At 39.2% G+C, this 22,571-nt stretch carries 15 protein-coding genes; 2 read left to right on the top strand and 13 right to left on the bottom strand.

Translation table 11 applies throughout. From position 1 onward, the window contains the following. Positions 1-5: 5 nt before the first annotated feature. On the top strand, positions 6-635 hold the full coding sequence (plsY, locus tag KHQ31_RS02655) for a glycerol-3-phosphate 1-O-acyltransferase PlsY (protein WP_213409447.1): 630 nt from the start codon (positions 6-8) through the stop codon (positions 633-635). A 324-nt stretch (positions 636-959) separates the two neighbouring features. Beyond that, the gene (locus tag KHQ31_RS02650) at positions 960-2,141 is read left to right on the top strand and encodes an MFS transporter (RefSeq protein ID WP_213409446.1); all 1,182 of its coding nucleotides are present in this window, start codon (positions 960-962) and stop codon (positions 2,139-2,141) included. A 270-nt stretch (positions 2,142-2,411) separates the two neighbouring features. Here the strand turns inward: KHQ31_RS02650 and KHQ31_RS02645 are convergent, their stop codons facing one another. The 13 genes from KHQ31_RS02645 to KHQ31_RS02585 all read right to left on the bottom strand — a co-directional run bounded on the left by KHQ31_RS02645 (position 2,412) and on the right by KHQ31_RS02585 (position 22,433). Further along, positions 2,412-3,323, bottom strand: coding sequence for an aldose 1-epimerase family protein (locus KHQ31_RS02645; protein ID WP_213409445.1), 912 nt, complete (start codon positions 3,321-3,323; stop codon positions 2,412-2,414). 170 nt (positions 3,324-3,493) lie between these two features. Then, positions 3,494-4,414, bottom strand: coding sequence for an amidohydrolase family protein (locus tag KHQ31_RS02640; protein WP_213409444.1), 921 nt, complete (start codon positions 4,412-4,414; stop codon positions 3,494-3,496). Between the two features lie 131 nt (positions 4,415-4,545). Continuing rightward, the gene (locus tag KHQ31_RS02635) at positions 4,546-6,393 is read right to left on the bottom strand and encodes a collagen binding domain-containing protein (RefSeq protein WP_213409443.1); all 1,848 of its coding nucleotides are present in this window, start codon (positions 6,391-6,393) and stop codon (positions 4,546-4,548) included. A 359-nt stretch (positions 6,394-6,752) separates the two neighbouring features. After that, a complete protein-coding gene (locus tag KHQ31_RS02630) occupies positions 6,753-8,210 on the bottom strand; it encodes a glycoside hydrolase family 1 protein (RefSeq protein ID WP_213409442.1) in 1,458 nt (485 codons plus the stop codon). 50 nt (positions 8,211-8,260) lie between these two features. Next, the gene (locus KHQ31_RS02625; protein WP_213409441.1) at positions 8,261-9,166 is read right to left on the bottom strand and encodes an ROK family protein; all 906 of its coding nucleotides are present in this window, start codon (positions 9,164-9,166) and stop codon (positions 8,261-8,263) included. Between the two features lie 94 nt (positions 9,167-9,260). Next, the gene (locus tag KHQ31_RS02620) at positions 9,261-10,433 is read right to left on the bottom strand and encodes an MFS transporter (protein WP_213409440.1); all 1,173 of its coding nucleotides are present in this window, start codon (positions 10,431-10,433) and stop codon (positions 9,261-9,263) included. A gap of 140 nt (positions 10,434-10,573) precedes the next feature. Continuing rightward, complete coding sequence (locus tag KHQ31_RS02615; RefSeq protein WP_213409439.1) at positions 10,574-11,467, bottom strand: AraC family transcriptional regulator; 894 nt, start codon at positions 11,465-11,467, stop codon at positions 10,574-10,576. 420 nt (positions 11,468-11,887) lie between these two features. Continuing rightward, entirely contained in the window at positions 11,888-13,279 is a 1,392-nt protein-coding gene (uhpT, locus tag KHQ31_RS02610; RefSeq protein ID WP_213409438.1) for a hexose-6-phosphate:phosphate antiporter, read from the bottom strand. 417 nt (positions 13,280-13,696) lie between these two features. Then, the gene (locus KHQ31_RS02605; RefSeq protein WP_213409437.1) at positions 13,697-14,632 is read right to left on the bottom strand and encodes an NAD(P)-dependent oxidoreductase; all 936 of its coding nucleotides are present in this window, start codon (positions 14,630-14,632) and stop codon (positions 13,697-13,699) included. A gap of 1 nt (position 14,633) precedes the next feature. Further along, positions 14,634-15,239 (bottom strand): YoaK family protein, encoded by a 606-nt coding sequence (locus tag KHQ31_RS02600; RefSeq protein WP_213409436.1) that lies wholly within the window; start codon positions 15,237-15,239, stop codon positions 14,634-14,636. A 316-nt stretch (positions 15,240-15,555) separates the two neighbouring features. After that, a complete protein-coding gene (gene xerC, locus KHQ31_RS02595; protein WP_213409435.1) occupies positions 15,556-16,476 on the bottom strand; it encodes a tyrosine recombinase XerC in 921 nt (306 codons plus the stop codon). 8 nt (positions 16,477-16,484) lie between these two features. Next, on the bottom strand, positions 16,485-18,677 hold the full coding sequence (gene topA, locus KHQ31_RS02590) for a type I DNA topoisomerase (RefSeq protein ID WP_213409434.1): 2,193 nt from the start codon (positions 18,675-18,677) through the stop codon (positions 16,485-16,487). 399 nt (positions 18,678-19,076) lie between these two features. Further along, positions 19,077-22,433 (bottom strand): mucin-binding protein, encoded by a 3,357-nt coding sequence (locus KHQ31_RS02585; RefSeq protein ID WP_213409433.1) that lies wholly within the window; start codon positions 22,431-22,433, stop codon positions 19,077-19,079. Positions 22,434-22,571 lie beyond the last annotated feature (138 nt).

Raw genomic sequence — 22,571 nt, 5'->3', positions numbered from 1 at the left:
TTAGAATGACTATCATTCATTTTTTAATTAGTTTTGTTTTAGCTTATATTATTGGTGCCACACCTGTTGGCTATTGGATTGGTCGCGTATTCTTCAAGAAGAATCTGCTTCAAATGGGTTCAGGTAATATTGGTACGACAAATACATTCCGTAATCTAGGTCCTTTGGCTGGTACATCAGTAATGATTCTAGATATTCTTAAAGGAAGCGCTGGTGCCACAATGGCATTGATCTGGGGCCCACTACCCGCTGGGGAAACTTGGTGGTTCTTCGCAGTTGGACTAGGAGCTATCCTAGGACACACTTACTCATTCTGGATTAACTTCAAGGGTGGTAAGGCGGTGGCGACATCAGTTGGTGTACTACTAATGTATAACCCTGGAATGTTCTGGTTTGCGTGCTTGATCTTCGTATCAGGTATCTTCCTAACAAGTACCGTATCAATTGCTTCAATGGCTGGTTTCGCAATCGTCACAGTTGCGTCAGCGATTGTTGGTGACTGGGTCCTATTTATCATTGCCCTACTACTAACAATCTTTGTCTTCTACCGTCACCGTGAAAACATTAAGCGTATTCTACACGGTACAGAAAGCAAAGTGCCCTTTGGTTTAGTCTACTGGGCATCAAAGAAGTAAGCACGTCAATTAACACCTACAATTGCATGATTCATTTGTTAGCATCCCCAAACACATTGATTGTGTTGCTCACTTATGAATAAAATCTTAAAACGTCTTGTCACTTGCGATGAGGCGTTTTTATTATGTCCACGGGTTTAAGTCATAACGCATCTTCCTATCCAAAATCATGAGTTAGATTAGATAAGTGATAAACAAGTTCATAGGTGATATACAAGTTCATAGTTACTTTTTGGTGCCTATGTTTCGTCAAAGTACCTACTAGACATTCAGTAACCCACACTTATAAAATGAAAGTAATTTATCAATTGATTGGAGAACATCATGACTGCTTTATCAAATAAACGGGCTAACCTTACCTTGTTAGCTTTAGCCATTAGCGCATTTGCGATTGGCTCAACTGAATTCATTAGTGTCGGTTTAATTCCGATGCTGATACAAGATTTTAACATCACATTATCACAAGCTGGTTTAACGGTATCGTTATACGCAATTGGTATCGTGATTGGCGCGCCTTTACTAACGTTACTAACCGGGACACTTAATCGTCGTACCTTAATGATTTTGACAATGACCATTTTTATTCTTGGGAATATTGTGACGGCCTTTGCACCTACCTTCATGATCTTATTAGTTGGTCGTTTCATCGCGTCATTAGCGCATGGGCTCTTCATGTCAGTCTCATCATTAATTGCGGCCGCAGTTGTACCTGAACATCGTCGTGCGAGTGCTATTGCAATTATGTTTACTGGTCTAACGGTCGCAACCGTGACTGGTGTGCCACTTGGTACTTTTATTGGTCAACAAACTAGTTGGCAATGGTCATTTATCTTTATTACCATTATTGGCTTGATTGGTTTGATTGCGAATGCGTTCTTAATTCCAAAGTCACTTCCTATTCCAGGTAAGGCAGATCCAAAGGGGCTTATGCGTGTCCTTAAACAACCTGCTATTCGTTCAGTCTTATTAATGACTATTTTTGGTTATGGTGCCCCCTTTGTGGTTTACACTTATCTAACGCCTCTTTTGAATACCCAAATGGGTTGGTCAATGTCTGCGATTGTGATTATCCTCGTTGTTTACGGTATTATGGTCGCGATTGGCAACACACTTGGTGGTAAGTGGGCAAACAATGACACTTTAACAGTTCTAATTCGTATCTTGATTGGGCTCGTTGGTGTGATGGCCATCTTATGGCTCGTGCAAAGCATGCATTGGTTAGGATTAGTTGCAGTACTTCTAATGGGCCTATTCGCCTTCATGACAGTGCCTGGTCTACAATTAATGGTTATGGATCAAGCAAATAAACTCGTCCCTGAAGATATGACCCTTGCTGCTTCATTGAACATTTCAGCCTTTAACATCGGGATTGCATCTGGTTCAACAATTGGTGGCTTAGTGTCTTCAAGCATTGGTCTATCAGCCACACCATTATTCAGCATTCTAATGGTGTTAATTGCCATTGGTGTTGGAATTACGTTAAAAAAGCACTTAAAAGACGTTTAATTAACGTCATATTGTCACTTCATTAACTTATCAGACTTAGATTTCATCTATTTCTGGTAAGTTTTTTCTTTTATCTTCAAACACACAAAAAACACATTCAATATTTTAAATATATGCACCCATACAAAAAAGCACTCAAACCCGCGAGAATCAGGTTTGAGTGCTATATTATTTGATTTAATTTTGAAATTACATACTCTTAAACATACATCAATATCCATACTCTAATGCTACGTACGTCTAATACTACATTTCTGTACATATAAAGATTTAGAAGAATGTTAGTGAATATGATCCTGTAAATGTTTGCGCTGGCGCAAGCTTGTTAATCGCAAACTTGTGTGTCAAATCACCATCTGCGTCTACTGTATCCGCAATTCCCCACCATGGTTCGATACATACGAATGGTGCATCTTTCGCATATGGTGTCCAAAGTCCAACATACTTCGCGTTTTGTAGGTGCATTGTGACTCCATGTGATTCTGTACGCTTTGAAAGAACCACAGAAGTTGGGTTTTCATCTAAGCGCAAGATAATTGCATCATCCTTAAAGTCATCACGACGTAAACGCATGGGGATGTTCGCATCAAAGTACCCTTCAATGTTGTTATCCAAGTGTGGACCTACCAACTTAGCTTGTTGGTAAGTGCGACGAGGATCAACGTTAATGTAGTAATCTGAGAAACTATCTGATGTATCTTCGGCAGTTTCTTCAGCCCCTTCAACACTCAAAGGAACACGGAACGCAGGGTGCCCACCGACAGAGAAGAAAATATCATGACGGTCAATGTTTGTCACAATGTATACAATTCCCAATGTATCTTGTTCTGTCAAACGATATAATACGTCAAACTGAAAACGGAATGGATAAATAGCACGTGTTTCTTCACTATCTGTCAAACGGAAACGTGCCGTAGATGCTGTTTTTTCAACTAAATCGAATTCGTTGTCACGAGCAAATCCGTGTTGAGTCATAAAATATGTCTTATCACGGTACTTGTATCGATCTCCCTTTAAACGACCAACGATTGGAAATAGATTAGGTGCGTGACGTCCCCAAATAGCTGGGTCACCTTCCCACATATATTCTAAGCCACTTTCTTTATTCTTGACGCTTTGCAATTCTGCGCCTTGTTCAGAAATCGTGACAACAATACTACCATTATCTAACTTTACTGCCATGTCCAACCTCTTTCCGGTCCTACCCAATGTCTTTTATCTTTCTTCCATAATACCATATTGTGAACCATATCTCAAAAGTCATTGGTATACTTATAATGCTATTCCAATCACGTTGGAACCGATTTCAACAATATGGTAAATGAATAGTCGTTTATTTATATACACATCCATTAACGCTTAAAATATACTGTTTCAGCAGTGTTGAAATACATATCTTCTAATTGTTTTTTTGTAAAAAGTCCACTATCTTCTAACCAATTTGCTAAGGATTCATATGGGTTAAAAGTGGCTGATAATGGTGCATCAGAACCCCATATCAACTTTTCAGAACCCACAATATCGACGGCTAATTGAACAACTTTTTGCGATTTTGGAAATGGATACTCAGTATCATCATCGATGTCTTGAATAGCAGATAAATCTAAATAAATATTGTTAAATGGCTTAAACAACTCCAACGTTTCTTGTAATTCCTCTAATTGGTCGACATGTGGAAACGATAAATGTGCCACCACAAATGTCATCTTTGGATAAAGTTCCGCTAATTTAACGATGCTTTCTGGTTGATGGCTTGTTTGATCACCATCCCCATAATCCACAACCACCGTTACGCCCTCATAAGTTGCTAAATACGCAAACACATTTTGGAGAACTGACATTTCTGCTAGATTGAAAGCTTCATGATAACCTTGTAACCCACCACCCTCACTCATCTCTAACTTCATGATACGAAAACCTAGATCTTCAACGTGATGCTTAACGATTTGTTCAACGTTATGAGTATATGGATCAATCGCAAAGGCCCCTACGAAGCGCTCTGGGTAGGACTGTGTCACCTGATACGTATACGCATTCTGATACCCATTTAACGATCCTTGCAGCAAGACAGCACGTTCAACGCCACCCGTTGCCATTAACTTGATTGCATCCTCCACAAGAAACGCCTCATCCCCATATCCTTCAGGAATCAATTGGAGTTCTTCGCCGGTATCCCATACAGCACGTCCTTTTCCTAGTGGATTTAAACGACCATTTGCGTTAAACCCTGCAATACTACGTACTAAATGTAGATGTCCATCAATCTTTTTCATCCCATCTCCTCCATCGATATTCCATCTTTTTCTTTCGTTTATTTAACCATACACAAAAGCCAATCAAACAACAAGTTACAGTCAAGACATGAAAAAACACCACCCACAATATGTGAATGGTGTCCTTTATATTACTTACGTGTCTTTGACTTCTTGAACAACCAAGCGGCTGCAGCAAGTAGTGCTACTAATCCAAACCAGATTAGAATGTTATCGTTCTTGTATCCTGTGTTTGGTAATTCAGACTTCTTCTTAGTATCTACTACCTTGTTTTCTGGAGTAGGCTTAACCTCTTGCTTTGGTGCCGGGGTTGGCTTTACGTCAGGCTTCGGCGCTGGCATTGGCTTAACATCTGGTGTTGGTGTTGGCTTTACGTTATGCTTTGGCGCTGGCTTCATTGGATCAATAATTTCGACTTCTTCGACAGGGACAACTTCTTCAATTACATCAATGTGATGTTCAATCCAAGGTGTGTTGTCTTCAATCTTGTTTGTTTCATCTTTGATTTCGTTCACATCAGTATGTTCTTCGATAATTTCTTCAATGATTTCCAATTGTTCTTCTGGCGTGACTTCTTCGACTTCTTCACCATTGTTTTCAATCAATGGTAATTCTTCGACCTTATGTGTTTCATCTCCGATTTCGTTCACATCAGTGTGTTCTTCAATAATTTCTTCGATGATTTCCAATTGTTCTTCTGGTGTGATTTCTTCGATAACGTCACCATTGTTTTCAATCAATGGCAATTTTTCAGACTTGTGAGTTTCGTCTTGGATATCAGACTCAGTAACGATACCTTCTTCAATATCCTTGATGCCTTCAACGTTTTCTTCAGGCAATGTTTCTTCTTGAACGTTAACGCCGTTTTCAACACGTGGTTTTGTGTTGTCTAGCTTGTTTGTTTCATCCTTAACGTTTGATCCATTAACATGTCCTTCTTCAACGTCTTTAATATCATCAACGTTTTCTTCAGGCATATCTTGTATACCGTCAGTAGCGTGGTGTTCTTCTTGATCACCATCAATACCACCCTCAAGCGCTAGGATGTTCTTCACTGAGCGGTTACCTTCCCAAACACTTTCACGGTGTCCTTCGGCGTTAGCTTGAACCTTAAAGTAGTTTGGCATTTCCTTTTGCTTATGTGCGTTAGCATCAATCTTAGTGGTGTACTTAAGTGTCCCACCAGCCTTTGATTGCTTGATCGTTAGCTTAAATCCAGTTTCATTGATGTAGTCAACTGTCATATCACCATCTACAACAGCTTGCTTGTAATTCTTTTCTGTGAAATGACCATCGTGGAATCGCAATAAATCCATTTCCAACTTATGTCCCTTACCAACAGTGTCAGTAATGACCATGTCAGATTGGATACGCGCATTGGTTGAATTCAAATTAATGAACCACTTGATGTGCTCTGGATCATCAATGTCTTGCGTTCCAACCTTGTAGCTAAGCGGATTCGGGTTGTCCCCTCCAACCGGATTCGTAATCTTCAAGCTTTGTACGTGTACAGATGTTCCTAAGTTCATCGGTACTTGTACGCTTGAACCTGGCGTGATATCTGCAATAACACGTGTTCCAATTTCAAAGAACCCATGAATGTGATCGTACGCCTTCACTTTTTCATTAAATTCAAGAACAGCTTGTCCATTCGTAATCACAACAGACCCAAAAATCCCTTTTTGGTCTTGTTCCAACGGAATTGTCTTATTAACACCCTTAAGCTGGGTTGGTAATGTAAATACCAGCTTATCACCCGGCTTAATTTGGTGGTTACGGAAGTCTTCACTGAAGTCAACGCGAATTTTAACGTTTTCATCCTTACGAGCATCCGCATTGTTTTGGGTTGTGTAAGAAATCTTCTTTACAATGCGTTGATCAGCAGTACTAACAACTTGAGAACTAGCTATACCATTAACTGGCGCAGCAAGAGAACTCATCCCTACCGCAGCCAACATAATCATTTTTTTAATCTTCATATGTCTACCTACTATGTGTTTTATGTATTTGATGCGTTGTCACATCGTTAGAAAAAAATATACCATATTAATTCCTGATTTGACCCGACTTTTTTAAACGTTTTTAAAAAAATAAAACACAAGAAATTTAAATGATATATACAAACGTTAATAAACAGTTGTTTTATGTTAAAAACAAATCAACATGCTTTTGTATTTTAAAATTTTAAAGTGTTTTTCCGCAACCCCCTAACTAAAAGTAATTTATTCTAAAAGTAATATTTTTAACCAAAAAACACCGTTAACTTTTTCAGATAGAATAATCTATCCGAAAAAATAGTTAACGACGTTTAGTTTGCTTACTTTTTATCTATACCAATTTACACTTCTTTTCCGTTAGAGGCAATCACCTTTTGGTACCAGAAGTATGAATCCTTCTTGTAACGATCAAGCGTTCCATTTCCTTCATCATCTTGATCAACGTAAATGAAACCATAACGCTTACTCATTTCTGATGTACTGAAACTAATGATGTCGATTGGGGCCCACATTGTGTATCCAATCAAGTTAACACCATCCTTAATCGCTTCTTCCATTTGTTGCACGTGTTGACGCAAGTAGTCAATACGGTAATCATCATGCACTTGCTTGTCGTCAGTTAATTCGTCAACGGCACCCAAACCGTTTTCAACGATAAACAATGGCACTTCATAACGATCCCACAAGATGTTCAAAGTGACACGCAAGCCGATCGGATCCATTTGCCATCCCCATTCAGATGCCTTCAAGTATGAGTTAACCCCAGCAACCGCCATATTAGCGTCTGTAACGTCTTCCTTAGTCACACTCGTTGTACTTGAGCTGTAGTAACTAAAGCTTAGGTAATCAACCTTACCTTCCTTCAATAGCGCTTCATCTTCTGGCGCGAATTCAATATTCACATTGTGTTCTGCAAAGTAACGGTTCATGTAGTTAGGGTATTCTCCACGTACTTGAACATCTGCAAAGAACAAGTTCAATTGATCACTCTTTTGGGCGGCACGCACATCTTCTGGCTTAGGTGTTAGTGGGTATGTTTGCATACGAGCCAACATCATTCCGATTTGTGCATCTGGGTTCAAGGCGTGAATTTGCTTGACGGCAATCGCACTCGCCACAAATTGGTGGTGCACTGATTGGTAACGTACTTGCAATTGTTCATCTGGTGACAAGTGTGAATCTACGGCCCCAGTTGTGTGGAATCCCCATTGCGCTGTGTTAATTTCGTTAAAGGTCATCCAGTACTTCACACGGTTTTGGTAACGCTTGAAGACTGTTTCACTGAAGCGTGTGAAGTGCTCGATTGTTTCACGACTCAACCAACCATTGTACTTAAGTGTCAAGTTAATTGGCATTTCGTAGTGAGACAGAGTCACGACTGGTTCAATGTTGTACTTTTCCAACAAGTCGAAAATGCGATCGTAGAAAGCTAATCCGGCTTCGTTAGGTTCTAGTTCTGTCCCTTCCGGGAAGATACGTGCCCAACCAATTGAGAAACGGAATGCCTTCAAACCAAGTTCTGCCAAAAGCGCAATATCTTCTTCGTAACGATCATAGAAATCAACTCCACGACGCTTAGGGTAATTTTCATCAGTTGGGTCTTCAATCGCTTTTTGGATTGATTCCAAAGTGACACTACCTAGATTAGACTTACGTCCTTCCGCTTTAGGAATTACTTCCGCAGTACTAATTCCTTTGCCATCAACATTCCAGCCACCTTCAATTTGGTTGGCCGCTGTTGCACCACCCCATAGAAAATCAGATGGAAAACCAGTTGGTACTTGCTTTTGATAAGTCATAGTTAAGCTCCTTTATTGATTGATTAGCATTATGCTTGATCCCGAGTAATTTACACTTCTTGATTCACTTCTAACAATAGACGATAGACCGCCCCATACATATTGGCATCGTTCTTAAAACGACTAGGCAAAATTTCTGGTGGTGTTAGTGTCGTACGAATAGCGAAATGTGTATTGAAAATTCGCATGTACGCTTCATTGATTGTTTCAACCACAATCGGTTGGGCAGAAATACCACCACCGATAACGAAACGATCCAAATCCATAATGGCTTGAATATTGTGGATAATCAAACCAATTTCCTCAGCGTAAGCTTCAAAGATTGGCCAAGCCACTGGATCATGCGCATTGATAGCTTCAAATACGGCCAAACCATCATGCTTGTCAGGTAGATCCAACGCCGTTGCCACACGTTCAACCATCATAACCGCACTCCCAATACGGCCAACCAATGATTCTGTGGTCATTGACGTACTTTGAGACCCTAGACTTACTTCACCAGCTTGGAAATGACCACCCGTATATAGTTCACCATTGATGATCAAACCTCCACCAACACCAGTTCCAAGTACTAAGGCAGCGCCATCTTTAACGCCATTCAAAGTTCCTAGCCAAAGTTCAGCTAATGCCGCTGACTTTCCATCGTTTTCAACTGCGACGGGGATGTCTAGGTCAAGCAGTCTTGGTAGATTCACTTCATCAAGGAATTGCAAAACTCCACCACCGTGAATTGTTCCACCATCGTTTTGATCGACCTTACCTGGGACACTGATTCCAACTCCTTTGATACGATCCTTAAATTCATCTGCAATACCCTTTAATTGGGCAACAAATGCATCTAAACTTTCTTCATTAGTTGGCGTTGTGTGCTTTTCAATTAATGTTCCCGCACGATTAACAATTCCGTATTTAAGGTTAGTCCCACCGATATCAATTGCTAGATAATCCAAACTCATAGTTTTGTCTCCCTTCAATGCCTGAGATATCTTATTTATTATAGAAAGAATTCACTCTCAACACTGTTTGTTTTTATTTCTGTTAGTTCATTAATTATGCGTTATCTACAGACTTCTTAGACAGCATTGTTTTTACGCCAAGGTAAATTGCCAACGCTAGTAAGATGAAACCACCAATTCGTAGGACGAATTGGGCTGAACCCGCATCGTATACATTAAAGATGCTTTGAATAGCAGCCAATGTACGTGGCGCCAAGAATACACCAATGTTAATCCAGGCAAGCAATACGATAGATGTTAAGTTGTCAGATCCTTCTGGTTGTACTTCAGCCGCTCCTGCAAACAAACTTGGTGCAACGATAACAAATGTTCCCATCAACAAGATTTGTCCTAGGGCAATCACTGGCAAACTAGTACCAACTGAGATCAGAACTAAACCAATTCCCATTCCAATCAAACCAGCAGTCATCGTGTAACGCTTGAAAAGCTTGTAAATTGACCCGTAAGCAATTGAAACCAAGATTCCAACTAATGTTGCAATTCCTAGCAATGAAGCAGCTACTGCTGCATCACCAGACCCAGTATCAGTCAAGACACTTGTAATCTTCAATTGTGTAGCCGCAAAAAACGTAAAGACGATAAAGGCTTGGATACCATAACGCATCACACCAAAGTTTGTCTTTTCCTTGACCTTAGGTTGTTCATCAACCCCTTCAGCCGCATCGGCCAAGCGACCAATTTGTGGTCCGAAGATCAAGATCAAAACTAATGGTAGTAGCGCAATTAGGTATACCCAGAATACCGTGTGCCAACCAAATCCAACCAAACCACCAACAACGAATGTTAACGCTGTCATTCCCAATGTGGCTGCGGCTCCTTGGAAGCCAAGCAATTGCTTCTGTGTGTCCCCAGTGTAGATACGAAGAATCAAACTGTATGAAAGTCCGTTGAACAATCCAATTCCACCACCCAACAAGAAACGTGATACCAAGATAACCGTGTAGTTATCACTAAACACTGGCACGATTCCAGAAACTAACGCCAAAATCAATCCAATTAAAATCGTCTTGTATGTTCCTAAATAACGAATTACAAATCCGCTCAATAGAACAAACAACAAAATTCCAAAGTTTGAAATAGTACTAATCATTTCGATTTGCGCCAGACTTTGTTCTGGGAAACTAGCCCCAATCAACGGTAGTGTTGGTGAAATAACCGCCGGAATCTGTAATAGTAAGGCGATTGATAACATCGCTACTTTAAACATGAAGCCATCTTGTGGTTGTCATGTATTTGTACTCATATCTTTTCCCTCCTAAGTAACTTACAAGGTAATTGTAAACGCTTTCAATGTGTTTCATTTGTCATTTTATGACGAAAAACACGCCATTTTATGACCGTTAGTCTTTATATGTTGATTTTTCTCTCGCGACGATATTCTGTTGGCGTACGATCATACTGTTCTTTAAAAGCTCTTTCAAAGCTACGTAAACTACCAAATCCAGATAAATCCGCCACATATTGGACCGAATGATCCGTATTAATCAGATACTGTGTTGCCACATTTATCTTCATTAATTGAATGTAGGCTGTCGGTGTCCGATCAAGATAACGTTTGAAGCTACGCGTCAAATAACTAGGTGAAATATTAAATTCATCCGCTAAGTCTTGCACGCGTATATCTTCTTGTACATGTTCTTTAATGTACTGCACAATGTCTTGCATTAATTCTGATGACATTCCTGTACTATCTATTCGCAAATTACTGTCTTCACTGACATAGCCAAACGATGTGACAATACGATGCAACAAATCATACATTAATTTTTTCAATTCTAATTTACGAGTTGGATCGGTTTCATCTCGATGAATCGCATGATAAAAGGCCATCAAATCGGTTTGTAATTTTTTTGCTTCTTCTTTATTGACTGAATTAGGATGAAGATAAAATTTTAATTGCTTAATATTTGGTACATCTTGCAATAAGATTTTGGAATCAAAAAAAATCGTCAAAATATCTCGTTCTGGATCAGGTGCTTGAGTTGCCACACAATGTACATCACCTGGTCGTACCAGCAAGACATCGCCTGGACGCGTATTGAATTCTTCTCCATTAATTCGGTACCCTTTTAGGGAACCATTGACCGTAAAACTAACTTCTAATTCTTCGTGCCAATGATCCGGCACAATCCAGCCAGGTTCGTTATTATGCACATGAATCCAATGCATAGGTAAATCAAAATCTGCACGCTCAACACGTTCGTGATTTAAAAGTTCTTCATGCTTATAAATTTCTACCATATTATGTATCCCTCTTTATAATGTTTCCCTACCACACCTACTAACAATTTCGTTGCGCATTTCATGGTACAACATCACGCCATACACTTTTTATTCGGCGCAAAAACCAGAAAGATTCAATCTTTTCTGGTTCCGTCCCATCGCCTTAGAAATATCACACAACTTTCTAAATTTACAAAAAAACGTAGCTAGTTACACCTTTTATTATAACAAAAACATTAATTCAAATAGATCCTTTTATTTAATTTACATCAACCTAATTTTAAGATTTAAAAAATGATTCAGAAGTTGTAAAAGCATCACATTTTAATCAGATACAATATGTCATAAATTTCTACATATACAAAAAGACGATTGTTCTATAATAGAACAACCGTCTTTTATGTGTTAGTTAATTATTTAAAGCTATTTTTCCACTACTTAATCTAATGACGTTGCACGAATCTTCTTTTCTTCGGCAAACGCAACAATGGTCATCAAGATACCACCAATTAGCAATGCGACATAGAAGATTGTAAAGGTATCACCCCATCCGTGGAATGTACGTCCCAAAACAGTCAATCCACTTCCGGTTGGGTCGGCGATCATTCCCAATCCAACCTTTGCCAATGAGTCTCCAAACAAGTAAGCGAATGTTCCCACAATTCCGTTGGTTACTGACGCTGCCGCCTTAGGCACGAATCCGATAACTGAAACTCCAATCAAAAGTTGTGGACCAAAGACCAACCAACCTAGTACGAACAATACGGCATACAATGCCATTGGTGTTTGCACAATTGAATAGATGTAGACTGCTAAGAATTCCAAGACAACTGAGATCATGGCAGTCGCCATACGACGTCCCTTTAGGAAGTCAGAAATCAATCCCCATGAAACGGAACCTAAAATCGCACCCATTTCAAAGTAGAACAATGTTTGCACGGCTTGACTGTTTGTAAAACCAAGCACTTGTGATGAGTAAACTGGCACCCAGTTGTCAATTCCGATACGAACAATGTAGACGAAGATATTAGCTGTGGCTAGAATCCAAACCATTGGGTTTCGCACAACAAACTTCTTAAAGATTTCACCCTTTGTCATTCCTTCAGATGCGGCATCTTCAGGCGCTGTTGGTTCTTCAAAAATTGTTTCAGCATCATCCCAACCCAATTCTGATGGGTCATCCTTCGCAAAGAACATTCCAAAGATACCAATTGCTCCAGCAATCACTGCGGGCACAATGAACATCCCAGCAACATTTCCATCAAAGAATGTTGTGGCTCCCCACAAAGCTAGCATACCGGCGACGGCACCACCCAAGTTGTGAGACACGTTCCAGAATCCTAGCCAACGACCACGTTGCTTGTTAGGTGTCCAACGAGAAATCGTTGAATATGAAGCTGGTCCACCTGGGGCTTGGAAGAATCCGTTCAATCCCCAAAGAATAATTAGGAAAGCACTGTATTGCTTTGTTTCAAACAAGATAATTCCCATGATACCAACAATAATTGCCGCTAGTACCAACAAGAATGACATAATCTTCTTCGCATTACGTCCATCCACTACGTACCCTAGTAGGGTCTTCCCAATCGCATAAGTGAATGAAAACGCAACACCGATCACCCCTAATTGAGTGGTCGTGAAACCATTTTGTTCAATCAACAACGGTCCCGCAGCTTTAAAGTTGTTTCGAATCAAGTACATTCCTGCATAAACGATAAAGATAACAAAGAATGTCTTCAAAAATTCTTTTAGCCAACGCTTACGCTCTTCTGCAGTAGTTAACCCAATGTTTGGCTTAACTTGATGATTAAAAAACTCGCGAATCCCCATAACCTTACTCCCTGTAAAAATTAATATATTTAAAGCGATCAAACTTTATTACATGTATGATTATAGCATTTTCACAATCTAAAAAGAAACCGGTTACATTTCATTTTAATTGAAATAGTATAAACAAAATCGCATAAACTTCACCAAAACACCCAAAAAACATCTTCGGTATATACCAAACACCCTTAAAAAGAACTGAAAAACTTTGTGAAAAATCAGCATTTAACGACTTTGTGAATTTCAAAAATTTGAAAAGTTATTTTTATCCTTTGTTTTCATCAATTGATGATTCACACATTCAGAAAAATCCTCATCTTTCAAAACTACTTAACTCAAAATTTATAGCCTTATCAATAAATTGATATTAATAAAAAACACCTCGATTGAGATGCTTTTCATCGTACCTATTATGAATTATTAGACAAAATCAATTGACGTATACTCACCTTCTATAAAGTGAATCACTTGGTTTAAAGCGCTATTAGCCATTTCAAGTCGTGCTTCATATGTGTCATTACCTATATGTGGAGTCAAAACAACATTACTACGATTTTCTAAGGCGACAGTAAACTCAGGTTCAAATTCATGTACATCTAGTGCGGCACCCGCGATTTCTTGTTTATCTAACGCATCAACAAGGGCGGTTTCATGTATTAATGGTCCTCGGCCAGCATTAACTAAATATGCATGCTTTTGCATTAACTTGAACTGATCTGCATCAATCATATGATGATTATCTTCATTCAATGAAGCATTTAGAATCACAAAATCCGCTGTTTGCAAGCCAGTATTTAAGTCTACACGCTTTGCATGCGTTTCTTTAGCAGGGATTGGATCCACATATTGAACCTCAACGTCAAAGGCAGCAAGTAAGCGACCAACTGTTTGCCCAATCCGACCAAATCCAATAATGGTTGCTGTTTTTCCACTGACTTGGTGTCCACCTAAGTAACCAGTCACACGCCAACCTTCAAAGTTATTCTGCTCAACGATTTGCTCACTTGCTTTTAATTGACGAACTACCGCCAACAATAGCAAGACTGTCAATTCTGCCGTTGATTGAATAGCATCATGCGTTGGTGTGTTGGCGACCTTGACGTTACCTTCTTTAACAATTTCAGTACTAATGTTTGAATATCCTGCCCCAATATTAGCAATAAATTTCAATTTTTGACCACGTTGCAATAGTTCAGTATCTAATTCAACATTAACAGCAGAAATAATCACATCGGTATCAATAATTTCTTTTTCTAAAACATCTTTTGTTAAAGCATAAACAACCTCAAAAGATTGTTCTGTTAAACGATGCATCGTTTCTTTGGGTAGTTCTGTCGTAACAACCACTTTATACATATTACTGTCCCTTCACCTTTCTCATTGTGATGATTTGAATCACAATATTAACTAAAATACTGTAGCTAACAATACTAAGATTTAATACTATTATTTCTATACTACCGATAATTGCCCCTAGCAAGAAACTGATAATGACAATTAAAGGCAAGTAAGCATTAAATTTATTGTATGGCGCCTGCCCGGAAAATGGTTCCACAGCCTTTCGCAAATTACCAGTCATAATCGTACTATTTACTGCAACACCCCACACTTTCCGGTACATCTCTAACTGCGCTCCCAGTAAGACACTACATGCCACAATCATTACTGCATTTCCCATGTTAGCTTGCATCACCAACAACGCTAATACATTAAGCCCAATATACAGCTTAGCTTCATGATTCTTCAACTTTTGCATGATAAAAACACCAATAATAAATGATAATAAAATCATGCCGCTATTTATGATGGTCTCAATGGACCCATGGGCAATTCCTGATCCCAATTGAACTAAATTCCCTGTTTGCGGTGAACTCATCGCCTGATTATGGTTAAAAATATTTGCATCTATAATCCCTGCAAACATCGTAACCATAATCATGTTAAACAATTCTTGTTTCTTCATTACTCACCCTACTTCACACATTTTCACGCACCAAATACGTCGCAATTTACATTAGAGCATTATATTTAGTTTCCCCACCCATCATACACCCAGTATATAATTCCTTAAATCAGCAACACATACATAAATTTTTTTGAACGTATCAAGAGTTTTAAATATCTCGCATTCTTTTGTCTTAGTTGGTCATCTCATCGTACTATCAATTAGATACTTATTGTAAATATTAACTGATTGTTCTACTTCGAGCACGTTCATCAACGTAACAAAAAAAGCCTTCAGAAACATTCATTTCTAAAGACTCTTTAGTAGCAACTTATTACTTATCAGTCGCACGTGGAAAAAAATTACGATAACTTTGTTGCAAACTATCAGTTGTGACGTGTGTGTAGATTTGCGTTGTGCTCAAACTTGAATGACCCAGTAATTGTTGCACTGTACGTAAATCAGCACCGTTATTCAACATATCTGTTGCAAACGTATGCCTAAACATGTGGGCTGACACATCTTGCGTTAACCCCGATTTTTTAGCGACACTTTTTAACACGTATTCAATTCCCGCTGGTGTAATTGGTTCACCACGCTTATTTACTAATAACGTATCATGAACTGCATGGGTTGCTTGCATCAATACTAAACGTCCATCATTTAGATAAATATCTAAGGCATCTGCTGCATATTGACCAAAAGGCACAATACGTGTCTTGTTCCCCTTACCAATAATCGTCACAACTCTGGCACGTTGGTCTATGTCTTTAATTTGCATATTCGCCATCTCAGACACACGTGCACCAGTTCCATACAGCATTTCCACAATTACAAGATTACGTTGTCCAATTGGACTGGCATCTGCTTGCAATGTTTCATACAAACTCGTCATTTCTTTCGCATAGAAATAGCGAGGTAAATGACGACCTGATTTTTTTAATTGGACATTAGCAAAGGGATTGCTCTCAATAAATTGATTTCGTTCCCAGAAATTATAACCAGAACGCAATGAACTCACACGACGAGCAATCGTCTTTGAACTATTCCCTTGTTCATATAAATAAGATAAATACACACGAACGTCATTCGCTGTAACAGCCATTAAGTCAACTTGATCATCCACACCACTTTCTTTTAAGAAAGTAACAAAATGCTTGAAGTCGGCGGCATATGCAGCTTGCGTATCCTCAGAATATTGACGTTCTACGCGTAGATAATCCATAAACAAATCAATATACGCTTGCGCTTGCATTATCTAACCTACTTCTTTGTTGTCTTAGTTGCTTTTTTAGTTTTAGCAGCCGGCTTTTTAGTTGTCTTAGACTTTGAAGCTGTTTTCTTTGTTGCCTTGGCATCATCCTTAGCATCTGTTGCAGCTTCTTCACCTTCCTTAGGTGTTGTTCCATCAGGAAGTGTCTTTTCAGTCGGCTTATCCCAGCTGACAAAGTCACAATCTGGGTAACGTGAACATCCATAGAATGTACGACCGCGACGTGTCTTACGTTGAACAATTTGACCAACCTTACACTTTGGACATGCCAAACCAATTTCAGTCACAATAGTCTCTGTACGACGACAGTCTGGGAAACGTGAACACGCCTTGAACTTACCATAGCGACCCAACTTGATTAACATAGGTGCACCACAGACGTCACAATCTTCATCTGCAAGGACGTCTTTTAGAACAACCTTTTCCATTTCAGCTTCGGCTGTTTCTAATTCCTTAGAGAATGGCTTGTAGAATTCATCAACAACTTCAACCCATTTCTCCTTGGCTTCTTCAACATCATCCAACTTTTCTTCGACAGAAGCTGTAAAGGCAACATCTGTGATGTCTGGGAAGTATTCATCCATTGTAGCTTGAACAAGTTCACCAATTTCAGTTGGCACAAACTTCTTAGCATCCATCTTTACATAGGCACGCTTTTGAATCGTTTCGATAGTTGCCGCATATGTTGATGGACGGCCAACACCGTTTTCTTCCAACGCCTTAACTAGCGCGGCTTCAGTATAACGCGCAGGTGGTTGAGTAAAGTGTTGTTCTGGGCTTGTTTGCACAAGGTCCACCATGTCACCAACTTGTAGGTCCGGCAACTTGTTTTCCTTTTCCTTAGCTGCTGGATAAGCCTTTGTGAACCCAGCAAACTTAGTCTTTGATCCATTAGCACGGAATTGCACACCATTTTGTTCAATAGTCACTGCCATTGTATCCAAAATTTCAGGTGTCATTTGTGAAGCCACAAAACGTGACCAAATCAATTGGTACAACTTGAATTGATCATTTGTCAACTTATCCTTAATTGAAGCAGGTGTACGGAATACAGAAGTTGGACGAATTGCTTCGTGGGCATCTTGCGCCCCTTCTTGTAACTTACCAGTTGCTGGCTTTGTTGCAGCGTATTCTTCACCATATTCATCATGGATAAACTTAGCAGCATCATTCTTAGCTGTATCTGAAAGACGTGTTGAGTCAGTACGCATATACGTAATCAACCCAACTGAACCATCTTTACCACCCAAATTAATTCCTTCATACAATTGTTGCGCAGCCATCATTGTCTTACGCGCACGGAAGTTTAATTGGTTGTTAGCCGTTTGTTGCATCGTAGATGTTGTAAAAGGTAATTGTGGCTTACGACTACGTTCCTTAGCTTCGACCTTTGAAATTTCAAATTGTGCTTCACGGTCGATACGAGCCATAACAGATTGAACAGTTTCATTATCTGGTAGTGCTGTCTTCTTACCATCTACACCCCAGAATACTGACTTGAACTTCGTGCGAGCCTTCTTGAATTCTGAATCCAATGTCCAGTATTCTTCTGGTTCAAACGCTTGAATTTCCTTTTCGCGGTCAATAACAAGGCCTAGGGCAACGCTTTGAACACGACCTGCTGACAATCCCTTTTTAACTTTCTTCCATAGAATAGGAGAAATTGAGTACCCAACTAGTCGATCAAGGATACGACGTGCTTGTTGCGCATCGACTAAGTTCATGTCAATTGAACGGGGGTGCTTAAATGCATCCTTAACTGTATCTTTTGTAATTTCGTTAAAGACAACACGGTTTTCACCTGATTCAATATCTAAATCTAAGATGTGAGACAAATGCCAAGCAATGGCTTCTCCTTCACGGTCCGGGTCGGATGCCAAGTACACTTTCTTAGCGGCCTTAGCTTCCTTCTTCAACGACTTAATTAGATCACCTTTACCACGAATATTAATGTACTTTGGGTTATATTCATTTTCAACATCAACCCCCATTTGTGATTTAGGCAAGTCACGAACGTGTCCCACACTAGCAACAACTTTATAAGTACTTCCCAAGTACTTTTCAATTGTTTTTGCCTTAGATGGTGACTCCACGATAACCAGATTCTTACCCTTGGTTGTTTTCTTTTTTGTTGCGGCACGTTTTACGGGTGCTTTTTTTTCTTTGGCTACTTTTTCTGCCATTTGCACGTACCTCTTTCTTTTAAATTGTCTTTTTTATATTCATTATATTGATGTAATTTGTGTGTTAATCTGCCTTTTATTACGTTAGGCTTTTTCATTTTACACCATTCAATTGAATAATGTAGCATGACTAGCTAATGTTTTGCAACATTATTGACACAATGTCAGACAAGAAACTGTTTTTTTATGACATTTTCCTACTATTAAATAACTGAAAAACACATTGTTTCGACCACCCGCTATTAACTATAGATCTGATATTATTCTTTCTTCCTTAAACAAATGACGAAAAACAACCAATATGCCTTTGTAACATCTCTAAAATCAACGTATCACATGAAAAAACATCTAACGACACAATCTCTCGGTCGATAGATGTTCTTACACATGTATGGCAAATTACTTGCGCTTTCGGGTCATCGCCTTCCCCATCATACCAATCATGGCAGATAGTCCGATGATACCCGCTACACGAATTGTTTCATTTTCGCGTTCGCCAGTATTTGGCAATTCTTTTTGTGTTGACTTCAATTGGTTCGTCGTAGTCTTTTGCTTGTTAGACTTATCAGTCTTACGTTGCTTGTCTTGCTTGTCTTGCTTGTCTTGCTTGTCTTGCTTGTCTCCACGATTGTTGTCACGTTCATGACTTTTTGGTGCAGGAAGTTCAGAAACTTGCACATCATAGATAACTTCTTCGTAGATATCTTTATCACCTGGTTGAACCTTTTGTCCATCTACCGTTGGACGGTTTGGTGTCATATTGTCTACCTTAGGTGAATCCACTGAATCAAAGCCATCTTGCGTTGATGTCCAGTCATTCCAGATAATTTCACCAGTTACATCGTTCTTCGTTCCTGTTCGGTTGAATTCGATGATTTCCTTCGTTGATGGGGCAACTTCCTTACCGTTCTTGTCGACGTACTTGATTTCACGTTCAACCTTCTTTGATTCAGATACTTTTGAGTGGTTATCTTCGTAGATAACTTCTTCCTGAATATCCTTATCGCCTGGCTTAACTGTGATTCCGTCAACCTTCGGACGAGAAGGTGTCATGTTATCCACCTTAGGTGAATCCACTGAATCAAAGCCATCTTGCGTTGATGTCCAGTCATTCCATTTAATTTCTCCGGTCACATCGTTCTTCGTTCCTGTTCGATTAAATTCAATGATTTCCTTCGTTGATGGCGCGACTTCCTTACCATGCTTATCGACGTACTTGATCTCACGTTCAACCTTCTTTGATTCAGATACTTCTGAGTGGTTATCTTCGTAGATAACTTCTTCCTTAATATCCTTATCGCCTGGTTTGACTGTGATTCCATCAACCTTCGGACGAGAAGGTGTCATGTTTTCTACTTCTGGTGACGTGATCGTATCAAAGCCATCTTGCGTTGATGTCCAGTCATTCCATTCAATTTCTCCAGTCACATCGTTCTTCGTTCCTGTTCGGTTGAATTCGATGATTTCCTTCGTTGATGGCGCGACTTCCTTACCATGCTTATCAACGTACTTGATTTCACGTTCAACCTTCTTTGATTCAGATACTTCTGAATGGTTATCTTCATAGATAACTTCTTCCTTAATATCCTTATCGCCTGGTTGAACCTTTTGTCCATCTACAGTTGGACGGTTTGGTGTCATGTTATTCACCTTAGGTGAATCTACTGACTTGAATCCTTCTTCACTAGCGATCCAGTCGTTCCATTCAATTTCTCCAGTCACATCGTTCTTCGTTCCTGTTCGGTTGAATTCGATGATTTCCTTCGTTGATGGCGCGACTTCCTTACCGTGCTTATCGACGTACTTGATTTCACGTTCAACCTTCTTTGATTCTGATACTTCTGAGTGGTTATCTTCGTAGATAACTTCTTCGTAGATATCCTTATCGCCAGGCTTGACTGTGATTCCGTCAACCTTCGGACGAGAAGGTGTCATGTTATTCACCTTAGGTGAATCTACTGACTTGAATCCTTCTTCACTAGCGATCCAGTCGTTCCATTCGATTTCTCCAGTTACATCGTTCTTTGTTCCTGTTCGGTTGAATTCGATGATTTCCTTCGTTGATGGCGCGACTTCCTTACCGTGCTTATCTATGTATTTGATTACTCGTTCAACTGATTTTGATTCCTTAACTTCTGAAATCTTATCATCATAAACGATATGTTCAACGAAATCTGTCATATCAGGCGTGATTTTTTGTCCAGGTACAACTTGACGTTCTGGCATCATTCCTTCAACCTTAGGCGCTTTAACATCCCCTAACGTATCATTAGTAGATGTCCAATCATTCCATTCAATTTCACCAGTTACATTGTTCTTAATTCCTTCACGTTCAAAGGTAACTTCTTCGACAATATCTGGTGCAACTTGATTACCTTGCTTATCAACTGGTTTTACTGTGCGCTTAACCTTATGTACTTGTTTCTCTAATGTACGCTTCTTATAAACGTACTTAATATCTTGTGTTTGCTGAACGTATGGATTAACAATTAACAACCAGTAATTACGTTGTTGGACTCCCCAGCTATTAAACTTATAGTACTTATCGCGAGCTGTTTCACCCTTTTTAACAATGACAGAGTGTGATGCACGTTGTCCTCGGTTATACGGGTCATTGTTATCAAACACGTCTGCTTGCATTGTTCCGTCTTCATCTAATTGAGTAAAGACAATCTTTGTTCCATCGTGGAAATTACGCTCGTACTTAGCCCCAACTTTTCCAAATTGAGACATCGTACCATCCGCATTCTTAGGTTCTTCGATGTCATATCCTTCAATCTTCTTTGGACGTGGTGTCGTGTACTTTTGTCCAGTCAATCCTTTTTGAATTAATTGTTCTGAGATTGTCTTTCCCGCTTCATCCACATAATGAACGCGTTGTTGGATAACCTTAGGCACAAAGAATGTAATATTATTTACCAATTGATTAGGATCATACGCTCCAAAGTCAAAGGCTCGAGACCAACGATCCGTAAATTGAATCAATCCACCAAAATCATCATTATGGATTGTAAATTCATTGTAGTAACCGTTACTACGAGAAACTGAACGGTGTTTTTCTAATGTGTATTGGTTTTTGTGATCCCAACGACTACCGTTCCAAACCATGTAGTACACATGAATAACACCATCTGCAGATCGATTTGACGTCAAAATTAGCTTACGGCGCTTATCAGAGCTCATCAACATTTGGAATTTGTATTCGGCTTTGTTCTCGAACTTACCCAAATCCATTTGTTGTGGATAATCAGCGTCACTAATTGTTAATCCTTGGTTATTCTTGTCTTTGTTTTTATCGTGATCAGAATGCTTATCTTTATCGCGATTATCATGCTTAGCTAGTTTTGATCCAATTTTTTCGTTCTTCTTAGCTACTTCTGTAACTTTTTTACTATCTGATTCATTATGTGTAGACTTAGATTTTTGAGCTAATTTATGTACTTGCTTATCATTAACCTTATGTACTGCTTCATCATTAAGTTTGTCAGCAACCTTACGTTCTGACTTTTTAATGTCTGCCTTTGGCTTGTCGCCTTGCTCAGTTGGCTTAATATGTACTATCTTTTCAGCTGATTTGGTGTCTTGTTTTGCATCTGCAACTTTGTGAATATTACCAGCTTGTTGTTTAGAAGCTGCATTAACATCGGCTGATGCCGTAGTTGTCACGTTAACTCCCAAAAAGGTTGCTCCCATGACCACCCACATCTTTCCAGACTTGTACATTTTGAAACGTGTTTTTTTGAAATTATGATCCATTGTCATCCCCCCTGATGATAAAAAATGTTATTTCACGACAAAGATATATTTTATTCATTATATTTTTGTAACTCAATTTACAACTTTAAAGTAAGCTTAAAGCAAAGTCAATGAAAAAACTGAGTAAAAAAACGGGTA

Source organism: Weissella ceti (assembly GCF_018394055.1).
In the GTDB taxonomy this organism is placed as follows: Bacteria; Bacillota; Bacilli; order Lactobacillales; family Lactobacillaceae; genus Weissella; species Weissella ceti.
Note: the sequence above shows the minus strand (reverse complement) of the source record. Positions and strands in the feature narration are given on the sequence as shown.

Coding starts and splice junctions, on each gene's coding strand:
- KHQ31_RS02615 (WP_213409439.1), bottom strand. CDS start 11,467: ATGGTAGAAATTTATAAGCATGAAGAACTTTTAAATCACGAACGTGTT.
- topA (WP_213409434.1), bottom strand. CDS start 18,677: ATGGCAGAAAAAGTAGCCAAAGAAAAAAAAGCACCCGTAAAACGTGCC.
- KHQ31_RS02645 (WP_213409445.1), bottom strand. CDS start 3,323: ATGGCAGTAAAGTTAGATAATGGTAGTATTGTTGTCACGATTTCTGAA.
- KHQ31_RS02640 (WP_213409444.1), bottom strand. CDS start 4,414: ATGAAAAAGATTGATGGACATCTACATTTAGTACGTAGTATTGCAGGG.
- KHQ31_RS02620 (WP_213409440.1), bottom strand. CDS start 10,433: ATGTTTAAAGTAGCGATGTTATCAATCGCCTTACTATTACAGATTCCG.
- KHQ31_RS02625 (WP_213409441.1), bottom strand. CDS start 9,166: ATGAGTTTGGATTATCTAGCAATTGATATCGGTGGGACTAACCTTAAA.
- KHQ31_RS02635 (WP_213409443.1), bottom strand. CDS start 6,393: ATGAAGATTAAAAAAATGATTATGTTGGCTGCGGTAGGGATGAGTTCT.
- KHQ31_RS02585 (WP_213409433.1), bottom strand. CDS start 22,433: ATGGATCATAATTTCAAAAAAACACGTTTCAAAATGTACAAGTCTGGA.
- xerC (WP_213409435.1), bottom strand. CDS start 16,476: ATGCAAGCGCAAGCGTATATTGATTTGTTTATGGATTATCTACGCGTA.
- KHQ31_RS02650 (WP_213409446.1), top strand. CDS start 960: ATGACTGCTTTATCAAATAAACGGGCTAACCTTACCTTGTTAGCTTTA.
- KHQ31_RS02630 (WP_213409442.1), bottom strand. CDS start 8,210: ATGACTTATCAAAAGCAAGTACCAACTGGTTTTCCATCTGATTTTCTA.
- KHQ31_RS02600 (WP_213409436.1), bottom strand. CDS start 15,239: ATGAAGAAACAAGAATTGTTTAACATGATTATGGTTACGATGTTTGCA.
- plsY (WP_213409447.1), top strand. CDS start 6: ATGACTATCATTCATTTTTTAATTAGTTTTGTTTTAGCTTATATTATT.
- KHQ31_RS02605 (WP_213409437.1), bottom strand. CDS start 14,632: ATGTATAAAGTGGTTGTTACGACAGAACTACCCAAAGAAACGATGCAT.
- uhpT (WP_213409438.1), bottom strand. CDS start 13,279: ATGGGGATTCGCGAGTTTTTTAATCATCAAGTTAAGCCAAACATTGGG.